General features: G+C 68.8%; 14 protein-coding genes. All 14 read left to right on the top strand.

Annotated elements, in window-relative coordinates:
* The first annotated feature begins 11 nt into the window (after positions 1–11).
* The 14 genes from rlmN to ACUVYZ_RS13025 all read left to right on the top strand — a co-directional run bounded on the left by rlmN (position 12) and on the right by ACUVYZ_RS13025 (position 13,593).
* Complete coding sequence (rlmN, locus tag ACUVYZ_RS13090) at positions 12–1,157, top strand: 23S rRNA (adenine(2503)-C(2))-methyltransferase RlmN (RefSeq protein WP_439934891.1); 1,146 nt, start codon at positions 12–14, stop codon at positions 1,155–1,157.
* The gene (gene pilW, locus ACUVYZ_RS13085) at positions 1,154–1,918 is read left to right on the top strand and encodes a type IV pilus biogenesis/stability protein PilW (protein ID WP_439934892.1); all 765 of its coding nucleotides are present in this window, start codon (positions 1,154–1,156) and stop codon (positions 1,916–1,918) included. The genes rlmN and pilW overlap by 4 nt, the downstream gene beginning before the upstream one ends.
* Positions 1,919–1,921: 3 nt before the next feature.
* The gene (locus ACUVYZ_RS13080; protein ID WP_439934893.1) at positions 1,922–2,782 is read left to right on the top strand and encodes a helix-turn-helix domain-containing protein; all 861 of its coding nucleotides are present in this window, start codon (positions 1,922–1,924) and stop codon (positions 2,780–2,782) included.
* Between the two features lie 10 nt (positions 2,783–2,792).
* Complete coding sequence (ispG, locus tag ACUVYZ_RS13075; RefSeq protein WP_439934894.1) at positions 2,793–4,073, top strand: flavodoxin-dependent (E)-4-hydroxy-3-methylbut-2-enyl-diphosphate synthase; 1,281 nt, start codon at positions 2,793–2,795, stop codon at positions 4,071–4,073.
* Between the two features lie 58 nt (positions 4,074–4,131).
* On the top strand, positions 4,132–5,427 hold the full coding sequence (gene hisS / locus ACUVYZ_RS13070) for a histidine--tRNA ligase (protein WP_439934895.1): 1,296 nt from the start codon (positions 4,132–4,134) through the stop codon (positions 5,425–5,427).
* Between the two features lie 22 nt (positions 5,428–5,449).
* Positions 5,450–6,085 carry a YfgM family protein gene (locus ACUVYZ_RS13065; RefSeq protein WP_439934896.1) on the top strand — a complete coding sequence of 212 codons (636 nt, stop codon included), beginning with the start codon at positions 5,450–5,452 and terminating at the stop codon, positions 6,083–6,085.
* A complete protein-coding gene (bamB, locus tag ACUVYZ_RS13060) occupies positions 6,082–7,227 on the top strand; it encodes an outer membrane protein assembly factor BamB (RefSeq protein ID WP_439934897.1) in 1,146 nt (381 codons plus the stop codon). The genes ACUVYZ_RS13065 and bamB overlap by 4 nt, the downstream gene beginning before the upstream one ends.
* Positions 7,228–7,259: 32 nt before the next feature.
* Positions 7,260–8,591: a ribosome biogenesis GTPase Der gene (der, locus tag ACUVYZ_RS13055; RefSeq protein ID WP_439934898.1), complete on the top strand. Its 1,332-nt coding sequence runs from the start codon at positions 7,260–7,262 to the stop codon at positions 8,589–8,591.
* Positions 8,592–8,703: 112 nt separating this feature from the next.
* Entirely contained in the window at positions 8,704–8,949 is a 246-nt protein-coding gene (gene hfq / locus ACUVYZ_RS13050; RefSeq protein WP_333844496.1) for an RNA chaperone Hfq, read from the top strand.
* Positions 8,942–10,096: a GTPase HflX gene (gene hflX / locus ACUVYZ_RS13045; protein WP_439934899.1), complete on the top strand. Its 1,155-nt coding sequence runs from the start codon at positions 8,942–8,944 to the stop codon at positions 10,094–10,096. The genes hfq and hflX overlap by 8 nt, the downstream gene beginning before the upstream one ends.
* A 34-nt stretch (positions 10,097–10,130) precedes the next feature.
* Positions 10,131–11,303, top strand: coding sequence for an FtsH protease activity modulator HflK (gene hflK, locus ACUVYZ_RS13040; protein ID WP_439934900.1), 1,173 nt, complete (start codon positions 10,131–10,133; stop codon positions 11,301–11,303).
* Positions 11,300–12,175 carry a protease modulator HflC gene (hflC, locus tag ACUVYZ_RS13035; protein ID WP_439934901.1) on the top strand — a complete coding sequence of 292 codons (876 nt, stop codon included), beginning with the start codon at positions 11,300–11,302 and terminating at the stop codon, positions 12,173–12,175. The genes hflK and hflC overlap by 4 nt, the downstream gene beginning before the upstream one ends.
* Before the next feature lie 42 nt (positions 12,176–12,217).
* On the top strand, positions 12,218–12,406 hold the full coding sequence (locus ACUVYZ_RS13030; protein WP_439934902.1) for a DUF2065 domain-containing protein: 189 nt from the start codon (positions 12,218–12,220) through the stop codon (positions 12,404–12,406).
* Between the two features lie 23 nt (positions 12,407–12,429).
* Entirely contained in the window at positions 12,430–13,593 is a 1,164-nt protein-coding gene (locus tag ACUVYZ_RS13025) for an ATP phosphoribosyltransferase regulatory subunit (protein ID WP_439934903.1), read from the top strand.
* Positions 13,594–13,607 lie beyond the last annotated feature (14 nt).

Here is a 13,607-nt window from a genome sequence, read left to right as displayed (position 1 = left end):
TTTGCTCGTCCATGGCGGTCAACCTGCTGGGTCTCAATCCCGAGGAACTTGAGGCCTTCCTCGCCAGTCTGGAAGAGAAACCTTTCCGCGCCCGGCAGCTTTTGCGCTGGATCCACCAGCGGGGGGAAGAGCGCTTCGACGCCATGACCGATCTGGCCAAGGGGCTGCGGGAGCGCTTGGCCCAGGTGGCGGAGATCCGGGCACCGGAAGCGGTGAGCGAGCAGCGTTCGCCGGATGGCACCATCAAGTGGCTGCTCCGGGTGGGGGGCGACAACGCCATCGAGACGGTGTTCATCCCCGATGCCCATCGGGGCACTCTGTGCGTTTCTAGCCAGGTGGGTTGCGCCCTGGAGTGCCGCTTCTGCGCCACAGGGCGCCAAGGCTTCAACCGCAACCTCACCACCGCCGAGATCATCGCCCAGTTGTGGTGGGCCCGCAAGGTGCTGGCACGGCAAGGGCTGGCCGAGCGGCCGGTGACCAACGTGGTGCTGATGGGAATGGGAGAGCCGCTGCTCAACTTCGACCACGTGGTGCGGGCGCTGGACCTCATGCTGGACGACGACGCCTACGGCCTATCCCGGCGCCGGGTGACCCTGTCCACCTCGGGCATCGTGCCCGCCATCGACCGGTTGCGGGAGCGCTGTCCGGTGGCGCTGGCCGTGTCCCTTCACGCGCCCGACGACGATCTGCGCAGCTACCTGGTGCCGATCAACCGCAAGTACCCCCTGAAGGAGCTGATGGCGGCGTGCCGCCGCTATGTGGAAGCGGGGGAGAGGGCGAGCCGGGGCGAGCCGGTCCTCGCCGGCCGCAAGTGGCGGCGGCTCGGCTCGCCCCGGGATTTCGTCACCTTCGAGTACGTGATGCTGGCGGGGGTCAACGATCGCCTCGCCCACGCCGAAGCCCTGATCGAGCTCACCCGGGACGTGCCGTGCAAGTTCAACCTGATCCCGTTCAATCCGTTCCCGAACGCCGGGTTCGAGACTTCCCCCGCCTCGGTGATCGCCACCTTCCGCGACCGGCTGCTCGCCGCCGGCCGGGTGGCTACCATTCGCAAAACCCGGGGCGAGAGGATCGACGCGGCCTGCGGTCAATTGGCGGGACGGGTGCAGGACCGCACCCGCCGCCGGCTGCGGCGCGCCCTGGAGGCGACCCCGTGAAGCCCGGAATCCCGGTGGCCCTCGCCGCCTTTATCCTCGCCGCCTGCGCTTTGCCGCCCCCAGTGCAGCACGCCCCCGAGCAGGCTCAGACCCAGTCCCGCTACCGGGCGGAAATCCACACTCAACTGGGCGCCGGCTATTACAGCCGCGGCCAGCTCGGCGTGGCGCTGGAGGAGCTGAACGCGGCCTTCGCGGCGGACCCCAACTACGGACCGGCGTACAACGTCCTGGGACTGGTCTACGCGGCCCTGGGGGAGCCCAAGCTCGCCGAGCAGAACTTCCTCCGGGCCCTCGCCCTTAATCCCAACGACTCCGAAGCGCGCAACAACTACGGCCTGTTCTTGTGCCAGCGCAACCGGGGGGAGGAGGGCATCGGCCACCTTCTGCAGGCCCTGCGCAATCCCCTGTACCGCACGCCGGAGCTGGCCTATGTGAACGCGGGGGATTGCGCCCAGCGGATGGGGGACCGCAAGCGCGCCCAGGAATTTTTCGAGAAAGCCTTGCAGGTCCAGCCGTCCCAGCCCCAGGCCCTGCGGGCGATGGCGGAGATCGCCTACGGAAACGGCCGTTTCGACGACGCCCACGCCTATCTCACCCGCTACCTGCAGATCGCCCAGCCGGATGCGGAAAGCCTGGCCTTGGGCGTGCGGATCGAGCGCCGGCGGGGAGATCGCCAGGCGGAGGCGAGCTACGCGGCCCAGTTGCGCAACCGCTTCCCCCAGTCGAAGGAGGCCCGGGCGTTGGAGTCGGGCGATTTGTAAGCCATGGATCGTTACCAGGACAGGGATACCCTCGAGAAGCCAGGCCCCGGCCGCCGGCTGGCGGAGGAGCGACGGCGCCAGGGCTTGTCCGTGGCCGACCTCGGGCGCCAGCTCAAGCTGACGCCCAGGCAGGTGGAAGCGCTGGAGGCCGACGACTATGAACGGCTTCCGGGTAACACCTTCGTGCGCGGCTTCATACGCAACTACGCCAAGGCGCTGCACCTGGATCCCGAGCCCCTGCTGGCGGAGCTGGAAGAACGGCTGCCCGAAGAGCGCCCCTCGGCCATCCTTCCGCCCATCGAGAACATTCCGTTCGCCAGCGGCAAGGAAGGAAGCTGGCACCGTTACCTGCTGCTCGCCGGACTGATGCTGCTGGTGATCCCTTGGCTGCTGTACGAGACCTACCGCCAGCAGCCCCTAGCGCCACCCCCGACACCGGAAGTGGCTCCTCCCGTACCTCCGCCCACGGCGGTCGAGCCGGGGGTCTTCGCCGGAGCAAGTTCCTCCGGAAACGCTCCCGCTTCCCCTCCAGACCCGGTTGCCTCCGCGGCCGGCGCCGCTCCGCTGGCCGCGGCCGGTGCCGAGGCGCAAGCGCCCGCTCCCCAGGAACCGGCGCCTTCTCCGGCCCCGGGCTCCGTGCGGCTCGTGTTCAAAAAGGAGGCCTGGGTGGAGATTCGAGACCGGGACGGCCAAGTACTGCTCTCCCGGATCAACCCGGCCGGGACCGAGCAAAGGGTGGAGGGCACGCCGCCCCTTTCCCTGGTGGTGGGCAACGCGACCCAGGTAGCCGTGGAATACAACGGCAAGCCAGTGGATCTTGCCCCTTACACCCGCGCCGAAGTGGCGCGCCTTGTCCTGGAGTAAGAAGGGTTTTATGCGCTACGGTGTCGATGAACGGCGGAAAAGCCTGCCCGTCCGCGTAGACCGGGTGGTGATCGGCGGGGGCGCCCCCATCGTGGTTCAATCCATGACCAATACGGACACGGCGGACGGGGAGGCTACGGCCCGGCAGGTTCTGGCTTTGGCCCGGGCGGGCTCGGAGCTGGTGCGCATCACGGTGAACACCGCCGAGGCGGCGCGAGAAGTGCCCCGCATCCGGGAGCGCCTGGACCGGTGGGGCTGCCCCGTGCCCCTGGTGGGGGATTTCCACTTTAACGGCCACAAGCTTCTCACCCAGTTCCCGGCCTGCGCGGAGGCGCTGGCGAAATACCGCATCAATCCCGGCAACGTGGGGCACGGTTCCAGGCGGGACAGCCAGTTTGCCGTCATGATCGAGACCGCCTGCCGGTACGGAAAGCCGGTGCGCATCGGCGTCAACTGGGGCAGCCTGGATCCCCAGCTCCTCGCGCGGCTGATGGACGAAAACGCGAAGCGCCAGGAGCCCCTGTCGGCGGCGGCCGTGACCCGGGAGGCCCTGGTCGCCTCCGCCCTGGAGAGCGCCGGGCAGGCGGTGCGCCTGGGGCTGCCCCGGGACCGCATCGTCCTCTCCTGCAAGGTGAGCGGGGTGCAGGATCTCATCGCCGTCTACCGAGAGCTCGCCCGCCGCTGCGACTACCCCCTGCACCTGGGGCTGACCGAGGCGGGCATGGGCACCAAGGGAGTCGTGGCCTCTAGCGCCGCCTTGGCGGTGCTCTTGCAGGAGGGCATCGGCGACACCATCCGCATCTCCCTCACCCCGGAGCCGGGCGGCGACCGCACCCAGGAGGTGGTGGTGGCCCAAGAGCTGCTGCAGACCATGGGCCTGCGGGCCTTCGCTCCCCTGGTGGTGGCCTGCCCCGGCTGCGGCCGCACCACCAGCACCTTCTTCCAGAGCCTGGCCCAGAGCGTCCAGCGCTACGTGCGCGCCCAGATGCCGGCCTGGCGTGCCCGCTATCCGGGGGTGGAGAGCCTGACCGTGGCAGTGATGGGGTGCGTGGTGAACGGGCCCGGGGAGAGCAAGCACGCCAACATCGGCATCTCGCTGCCCGGCACGGGGGAAGTTCCGGTGGCTCCGGTCTACGTGGACGGGGTGAAGACGGTGACCTTGAAGGGCGAACGCATCGCCGAAGAGTTCCAGGCGATCATCGACCAGTACGTGGCGACCCGCTACGGTTCTCCGGCGGCCCCGGCGGCGGAGGCGGCGCCCGCGGGCGAACCGGCGGGAGCCCCGCGCTGAGCCCCGTTCCAGCAGGACGCCGCCCCGCGGCGGCGCCGATCGATTCGAGGCCGATCCCATGAGCACCCATATCCAGGCGATTCGCGGGATGAACGACATCCTGCCCGAGGAAGCCCTCGCCTGGGAGCGCTTCGAGGACACGGTGCGCGACTGGCTGCGGCGCTACGGCTACCGCCCGATCCGCATGCCCCTGGTGGAGCGCACGGAGCTATTCGTGCGCTCCATCGGCGAGGTGACCGACATCGTCGAGAAGGAGATGTACACCTTCGTCGACGCCCTCAACGGGGAAAGCCTCACCCTGCGGCCGGAGGGCACCGCCTCCTGCGTGCGGGCGGTGCTGGAGCACAACCTGCTCTACGCGGGACCCCAGCGGCTATACTACAGCGGCCCCATGTTCCGCCACGAACGGCCGCAAAAGGGGCGCTACCGCCAGTTCCACCAGGTGGGGGTGGAAGCGCTGGGCTTCGAAGGGCCCGACATCGACGCCGAGCACATCGTCATGGCCCGCAGGCTCTGGCGCATGTTGGGCCTGGAAGGCATCCGCCTGGAGCTCTCCACCCTGGGCTCCAGCGAGGCCCGCGCCCGCTACCGGGATCGCCTCACCCGCTACTTCGAGGCCCACCTGGACGCGCTCGACCAGGATTCCCGCCGGCGGCTGCGCACCAATCCCTTGCGCATCCTGGACAGCAAGAATCCCGCCATGCAGTCCCTGATCGAAGGGGCGCCCCGGCTGATGGACGACTTGGACGAGAAATCCCTCGAGCACTTCGAGACGCTCCAGTCCATGCTCCGGACCCTGGACGTGGAATTCCGGGTGAACCCCCGGCTGGTGCGCGGGCTGGATTACTACAACCGCACGGTCTACGAGTGGGTGACGGACCGGCTCGGGGCCCAGGGGACGGTGTGCGCCGGCGGGCGTTACGACGGCCTGGTGGAGCAGTTGGGCGGCAAGCCCACGCCCGCCTGCGGCTTCGCCATGGGGGTGGAGCGGTTGCTGGCGTTGCTGGCGGAGAAGGAGGAGCCTGCCCCGGCTCCGGTGGACGTGTACCTGGTCCACCAAGGGGAGCGGGCGAGCGACCTGGCGCCCCGAGTGGCCGAGGCCTTACGCGACGCGGGCCTTCGGGTGGTGCTCCACTGCGGTGGCGGCGGTTTCAAGTCCCAGATGAAAAAGGCCGACGCGAGCGGCGCCCAGGTGGCAGTGATCCTCGGCGAAGACGAGCTCCAGGCGGGCGAAGTGAGCGTGAAGCCCTTGCGCATCCCCCAGCCCCAGGTGCGGGTACCGATCGCCGGGGTGGCCCAATGGCTGCGGGAAGAGGTCTGGAAGTCACCCAGCGCGGCCCTCAACCAGGTTTGACCGGAACGAAAAAAGGCGACGGATGAGCGTTTACGATTTCGAGGAACAGGAGCAACTGGCCCGGCTGGCGGCGTGGTGGAAGGACAACGGCCGGCTGGTGATCTTGGCGGTGGTGGTGCTCGTCGCCACCGTAGGGGGGATCTACGGCTGGCGCTACTACCAGACCCAGCAGTCCCTGGCCGCCGCCCAGGCTTACGCCACCCTGGAGCCAGCGATCCTCGCCAACGACGCCGAAAAGCTCCAGGCGGGAGCGGCCGAGCTGCGCAGCCGCTATCCCCGCTCCCCTTACGCGGCGCGGGCGGCGCTGGCGGCGGCCAAGGCGAGTTACGAGCGCGGGGACCTGGAATCCGCCAAGGGGAAGCTCACCTGGGTGATGGAGCAGGCCAGGGAAGAGGCGCTGCGGGCCACGGCGCGCCTGCGCCTCGCCCGCATCCTCTTGGAAGAGGGGAAGTTCGACCAGGCCCTGGCGCTGCTTCCCGCCGAGGACACGACCCCCTATGCCCGGCTCTACGACGACTTGCGCGGCGACGTGCTGGCCGCCCAGGGCAAAAGGGAAGAGGCGCGCAAAGCGTACCAGCGGGCCCTGGAAAAGAGCGGGCCGGGCGAGCCGCTGCGCAACCTGATCGAGCTCAAGCTGGACGCCCTGGAGGGGGCATGAGGCGCGCGCTTGCAGGATGGTTCCTGGCAGGGCTTCTTCTCACCGGCTGTTCTACCGTGGTGGGCTGGTTCGGACGCTCGGAGCCGGCCATCAAACCCAGCCCCCTGACCCCGATTCAGGCGAGCGCCCGGCTGGAAGTGGTCTGGCGCGCCGCCGTGGGCCGCTCGCCCCAGCTCGCCCTGGCCCCGGCCGCCGTGGGCGGTGCCGTCTATGGCGCATCCGCCGACGGGACGCTGACCCGCTTCGCCGCCGACAGTGGGCAAACCGTGTGGCGGGTGGACACCGGAAAGCCGCTCACCGGCGGGGTCGGCGCCGGGGGGGACCTGGTGCTGGTGGGGACCCGGGACGGGGAAGTGCTGGCCTACGGGCAAGACGGCAAGCCCCACTGGACCGCGGCCATCGGCACCGTGATCCTGAGCCCGCCCCAGGTGGCCGAGGGCATCGCGGTGGTGCGGGGGGCCGACGGGCGGGTCTTCGCCCTGGAGGCGGACTCGGGCAAGCGCCGCTGGGTGTATCAGCGGACGCCTCCCGCCCTGAGCGTGCGCAGCTTCGCCGGGGTGGCGGTGGAGCGGGGCGCCGTGTTCGCGGGCTTTCCCGGAGGGAAGCTCGTGGCCCTGCGCCTCGCCGATGGCCTGGTGGGCTGGGAAGCCACCGTGGCCCAGCCCCGGGGCGCCACCGAGCTGGAGCGCATCGCCGACGTGGCCAGCACCCCCGAGGTGGCGGCCGCCGAAGTGTGCGCCGCCGCGTTCCAGGGACGGACCGCCTGCTTCGACGTGCGCAACGGAAACCTCTTGTGGGCCCGGGACATCTCCAGCTACGCCGGCCTGGACGTGGACGGCCGGGGGCTTTACGTCACCACCGACCGCAGCGAGGTCATAGGCCTGGAGCTTGGCCGGGGCGCCACCCTCTGGCGCCAGGAGAAGCTCACCGGCCGCCGGCTCACCCGGCCCACCAGCCTGGGTCCTTACGTGGCGGTGGGAGACTTGGAGGGCTACGTGCATCTGCTCAACGCGGACGACGGTGGCTTTGCCGCCCGCGTTGCGACGGACGGAAGCCCCATCGCCGCCCCGCCCACGCGGGTGGAGGGCGGACTGCTGGTGCAGACCACTGGCGGTGCCCTGGTGCTGCTGCGCATCCAGTAAAAAGCGCCCCCGACTACGGCAATGACGGACCCATGAAACCCACCCTGGTCCTGGTCGGGCGACCCAACGTGGGAAAGTCCACCCTGTTCAATCGCCTGACGCGATCCCGGGAGGCCCTGGTGGCGGACCTGCCGGGGCTCACCCGAGACCGGCATTACGGCCACGGCCGGCTCGGGGCGAAGCCTTTTCTGGTGGTAGACACGGGAGGCCTCGCGCCCGACGCCCAGGAAGGCATCCTGGCGGAAATGGCCCGGCAGGCGCGCCTCGCCGTGGACGAGGCGGACGTGGTGGTGTTCCTTACGGACGCACGCGAGGGGTTGACGCTCCAGGACCGGGCCATCGCGGAGGAGCTGCGGCGGCGGGGCCGCAGGACCCTCGTCGCCGTCAACAAGGCGGAAGGGCTCCCCCCCGAGATCGCCCGGGCGGAATTCTTCGAGCTGGGCCTGGGCGAGCCCATTCCCATCTCCGCGGCCCACGGGGACGGGGTAGTGGAGCTGGTGGAGCAGGCCCTGGCCGACTTTCCTTGCGAGGCTCCGGAGGAGCCCGCCGCCGAACACCCGCGCATCGCGGTGGTGGGGCGCCCCAACGTGGGCAAGTCGACCCTGGTGAACTGCCTCCTGGGCGAAGAGCGCCTGGTGGTCTACGACCAGCCGGGTACCACCCGAGACGCCATCGCCGTGGAGTTCCAGCGGGACGGGCGCACCTATACCCTGGTTGACACCGCGGGCCTGCGGCGCCGGGGCCGGATCGAGGAGCCCGCGGAAAAGTTTTCCGTGGTGAAGACCCTCCAGGCCATCGAGGCCGCCCACGTGGTGATCCTGGTGCTGGACGCCCGTAGCGAGGTGGCCGAGCAGGACGCCCACATCGCCGGGTTTGTCCTGGAGGCGGGCCGGGCCTTGGTGGTGGCGGTCAACAAATGGGACGGGCTCCCGGCCGAACGGCGGGATGAGGTCAAGAAGGAGATCGAGCGCAAGCTGGAGTTCTTGAGTTTCGCCCGCTTCCACTACATCTCGGCCCGGGAGGGAACAGGGGTGGGTGCCCTCATGCGCTCGGTGGACGAGGCCTACCGCTCCGCCATGGCCAAGCTTTCCACCCCCAAGCTCACCCGGCTGCTGCAGGCGCTGGCGGCGAAGCAGCCGCCGCCCCGGGCGGGCATCGTGCGGCCCAAGCTCCGCTATGCCCATCAAGGGGGCAGCAATCCGCCCCTCATCGTGATCCACGGCAACGCCTTGGAGCGATTGCCGGAGAGCTATCGGCGCTACCTGGAGAACAGTTTCCGCCGGGAGTTCCAGCTCGAGGGCACGCCCCTGCGGGTCGTGTTCCGGGTGGGCCCCAATCCCTACGCGCCGAGGGCCCGGCGTTGAACCCCTATTCTGCGCCGCAGTCGAATTTCGGGATGGCTTGCGCGCTGGGTTTATTTGAGCGGGCAATTGGGATAGAGTAAGGGCTTGCAAGACCAGAAAAATCGGAGAACCCATGAGCTCGAAAGGGCAAACGTTACAAGACCCCTTTTTGAACATTCTGCGCAAGGAGCACATCCCCGTTTCCATTTATCTGGTGAACGGGATCAAGCTCCAGGGGCAGATCGATTCGTTCGACCAGTACGTGGTGCTGCTCAAGAACACGGTGACCCAAATGGTGTACAAGCACGCCATTTCCACCGTGGTGCCCTCTCGCCCTGTCAGCATTCCTTACGACCAAGGCTCCGCATCTGATGCTTGATCGGCCGGCCGATGGGGATCGGGCGGTCCTCGTCGGCATCGATCCGGGCGATCCCGGCTTTCGGGACTCCCTCGAAGAATTGAAGCTCCTCGCCACGAGCGCCGGCCTCGCGGTGGCTGCGGTGGTCTCGGGCCGCCGCGAGCGGCCCGACCCGGCCACCTACGCCGGGAGCGGCAAGGTGGCCGAGGTGCGGGACCTGGTGGCGCGCCTGGGGGCTTCCCTGGTAGTGCTCAACCACGACCTCTCGCCCGTCCAGGAGCGCAACCTGGAGCGGGCGCTCCAGTGCCGCGTGGTGGACCGCACCGCCTTGATCCTCGACATCTTCGCCCAACGCGCCCGCAGCCACGAAGGAAAGCTGCAGGTGGAGCTCGCCCAGCTCGAGCGCCTCTCGACCCGGCTGGTGCGAGGCTGGACCCACTTGGAGCGGCAGAAAGGCGGCATCGGGCTGCGGGGCCCGGGGGAGACCCAATTGGAGACCGACCGGCGGCTGGTGGCTCGGCGGGTCAAGGTGCTCAAGGACAAGCTCGCCCGGCTTGGCCAGCAGCGGGCGGTGCAGCGGCGCTCCCGAGAGCGGGCTCGGGTGATCCCGGTCTCCCTGGTGGGCTATACCAACGCCGGCAAATCGACCCTGTTCAACGCCCTGGCCGACGGCCATGCCTACGCCGCCGATCAGCTCTTTGCCACCCTGGACACCACCACGAGGCGCCTGTTCCTTCCGGATTGCCCGCCGGTGGTGCTCTCGGACACGGTGGGATTCATCCGCGATCTGCCCCACACCTTGATCGCCGCTTTCCGCGCCACCCTGGAGGAGACGGCGCGGGCCTCCCTCCTGCTGCACGTGGTGGATGCTTCTAGCCCCGAGCGGGAAACCCACATCGCTCAGGTGAACAAGGTGCTGGCGGAAATCGGCGCCGACGCGATTCCCCAGATCGTGGTGCTCAACAAGACCGATCTCGTCGGGCTTCCCGCGGGGGTGGAGCGGGATGAATATGGTAAGATTGCGCGCGTTCGCGCGAGTGCACTGACGGGCGCCGGCCTGGATCTCGTACGGGCGGCCGTGGCCGAACGCTTCCCCCAGGACGCGGGCGTCGAGATGCAACCGCCGGAGCCGGCCGATCGCCGCTCCAGCGCTTTACACGGCCTTTGATTCCTTAGCATCGCGATTTCGGGAACCCTCTCTCATGAATGATCCCCAATGGGGGCGACGGGGCCGCCAGGGCCCGCCGGACCTGGACGAGCTGTGGCGCTCCGTGCAGCAGAAGCTCGCCGGGCTTTTCGGCGGGCGCCGCCGTCCCGACGATGGCGGCGGCCCGCCCTCCGGACCGGTCAAGGGCGGATTCGGTTTCCTGTTCGGGCTGGTCCTGCTGGTGTGGCTCGCCAGCGGCTTCTACATCGTGGACGCGAGCCAGCGCGGCGTGGTTCTGCGCTTCGGCAAATACGCGGAAACCACCCTGCCCGGTCCCCGCTGGCACCTTCCCTATCCCATCGAGACGGTGGAGATCGTGAACCTGTCCCAGGTACGTACGGTGGAGGTCGGCTACCGCAACGACGTGCGCAGCAAGGTGCTGAAAGAAGCCCTCATGCTCACCGACGACGAGAACATCGTCGACATCCAGTTCGCCGTGCAATACATCCTGAAGAGTCCCGAGGACTACCTGTTCAACAACCGCGGCCCGGATGAGGCGGTGCGCCAGGCCGCCGAAACCGCCTTCCGGGAAGTGGTGGGCAAGAGCAAGATGGACTTCGTTCTCTACGAGGGCCGCGAGGAAGTGGCGGCCCGGGCCCACAAGCTGATGCAGGACATCCTGGATCGCTACGGCACCGGCATCCAGGTGAGCAAGGTCAACCTGCAGAACGCCCAGCCGCCGGAGCAGGTGCAGGCCGCCTTCGACGATGCGGTGAAGGCGGGCCAAGACCGGGAGCGGCTGATTAACGAGGGCCAGGCGTACGCCAATGACGTGATTCCGAGGGCGCGCGGGACCGCGGCGCGGTTGATGGAGGAGGCGGAAGCGTATCGGGCGCAAGTCATCGCCCGAGCGGAGGGCGACGCCAGCCGCTTCCGCCAGTTGCAGGCCGAGTATGCGAAAGCCCCCGCGGTGACCCGGGAGCGCCTGTACCTGGAGACGATGCAGCAGGTGCTGGCCAACACCTCGAAAGTTCTCATCGACCAGAAGACGGGGGGCAATCTGTTGATGCTGCCCCTGGACCAGTTGCTGCAGGCGGCCGGCGCGGGCGCCGCAGCGGACGCCGTGGCCGCGGGCCGAGCGCCGGCCACGCAGGACTACGGCACGGACGCGACTGGCGGACGGTCCCGCGACGCCTTCCGCAGCCGTGACAGGGAGACGCGGCCGTGAAAAACCTCGGAACCCTGGCCGTCGGCGTCGTCGTAGCGCTGATCGTCGGAAGCCTGTGCGTCTACACGGTGGACGAGCGGCAAGACGCCCTGGTCTTCCAGCTCGGGGAGGTGGTCAAGGTCACCAAGGAGCCGGGGTTGTACTTCAAGCTGCCGCTGGTGCAGAACGTGCGTTACTTCGATACCCGTATTCTCACTTTCGACACGCCGGACCCGGAGCGCTTCCTCACGTCCGAGAAGAAAAACGTGCTGGTGGACTACTTCGTCAAGTGGCGCATCGTCGATCCCAAGCAGTATTACGTATCGGTCGCGGGCGACGAGCTGCGGGCCCAGACGCGCCTGCAGCAGACCATCAACGACGGGCTGCGCGCCGAGTTCGGCAAGCGCTCGGTGCACGAGGTGGTCTCCGGCGAGCGGGACAAGATCATGGAAATCCAGCGGGAGCGGGCCGACCAGGACGCGCGCAAGATCGGCATCCAGGTGGTGGACGTACGGTTGAAACGCGTGGACCTTCCCCAGGAGGTGAGCGAGGCGGTGTATCGGCGCATGGAAGCGGAGCGCAAACGGGTGGCGAACGAGCTGCGCGCCACCGGCGCAGCGGAAGCCGAGCGCATCCGGGCGGACGCCGACCGGCAGCGGGAGGTGATCATCGCCGAGGCGTATCGGGACGCCCAGCGCATCAAGGGTGACGGCGATGCGAAGGCGACCGCCATCTACGCCCGCGCTCTAGAGAAAGATCCCGAATTCTATGCCTTCTACCGGAGCATGGAGGCGTACCGCCAGAGCCTGCGCAGTAAGAGCGACGTACTGCTGCTCGAACCGAACTCGGACTTCTTCAAGTACCTGAACAATCCCAACCGGGGCAGGAAATAGCCCGCGGCGGCGGTGCGCACCGCCGCCGCGGGGAGGGACGTCGTGCTCAGTAACCTGCTGCTTGCCGTGGGTCTCATGCTGGTGCTCGAGGGCATTCTTCCCTTTCTCGCGCCGAATCTCTGGCGCGAGGCGTTCAGGAAGCTCACCGAGATGAGCGACGGACAGATCCGCTTCATCGGGCTGTCCTCCATGCTGTGCGGCCTGCTGCTCCTCGCCCTCATGGGCTCTTAGCGGCACAGTTGAGCTTGCGAACGATGCGCAGTTGGATTCTCCCCGAATTCATTCAGGACATCCTGCCCCCCGAAGCGGCGCGGCTGGAGCGGGCGCGGCGCATGCTGCTGGACCTGTTCGAGGTGCACGGCTACGAGCTGGTCATGCCGCCTCTGGTGGAGTACGTGGAGTCGTTGCTCTCCGGTACTGGAAGCGACCTGGACCTGCAGTTGCTGAAGGTGGTGGACCAGTTGTCCGGGCGCCTGATGGGGGTGCGGGCGGACACCACGCCCCAGGTCTCCCGCATCGACGCCCATCTCCTGAACCGCCAGGGGGTGGCCCGGCTGTGCTACGCGGGGAGCGTGTTGCGGGCCCTGCCGTCGAACCTCACCGGCACTCGGGAGCCCCTGCAAGTGGGCGCCGAGATCTATGGCCACCCGGGGCCGGAGAGCGACGTGGAAATCCAGCAGTTGATGCTCAAGGCTCTGCGCCTGCTGGGGGCGCCTCCGGTGCACCTGGATCTGGGGCACGTGGGCGTGTACCGGGCCCTCGCCCGGGAGGGAGGGCTCACGGACGCCCTGGAATCGGACTTGTTCAAGGCGCTGCAAGCGAAAGACGTTCCCCAGGTGGAGGCGCTGGCCGCGGGCGCGCCGGCGCCCATCGCCGCCGCCTTGCGCCTGCTGCCAGAGCTGTACGGAGGACCGGAGGTGCTCGACGAAGCGCGGCGCAGGCTTCCGGCGCTGCCGGAGATCCGGCGGGCGCTGGACGACCTGGAATCCATCGCCTCGGCCCTCGCGCCCATGGTGGGGGAACTATGCTTCGATCTGGCCGAACTCCGGGGCTACTACTACCACAGCGGCGCCGTTTTCGCCGCCTACGGACCGGGGTGCCCCAGCGCCATCGCCCAGGGCGGGCGCTACGACGAGGTGGGCAGCGCCTTCGGACGCGCGCGGCCGGCCACCGGCTTCAGCCTGGACTTGCGACAACTCTCGCCGTATCTTCCTCAGGCTCCGGCCCGTTCGCGCATCCTGGCCCCGTGCTCCCAGGATCCGGGCCTGGCCCAGGCGATCGAGGCGCTGCGCTCCCGGGGGGAGGTGGTGATCGTCGATCTCCCGGGCCACGAGGCGTTCCGGAACGAGCTCGGTTGCGACCGGGAGCTCAAGCGGTTGGACGGGCGCTGGCAGGTGGTGCCGAGGCGCGGTTCGTGATCAATCCGCAGTCA

Source organism: Pelomicrobium sp. P1, assembly GCF_052805615.1.
Note: the sequence above shows the minus strand (reverse complement) of the source record. Positions and strands in the feature narration are given on the sequence as shown.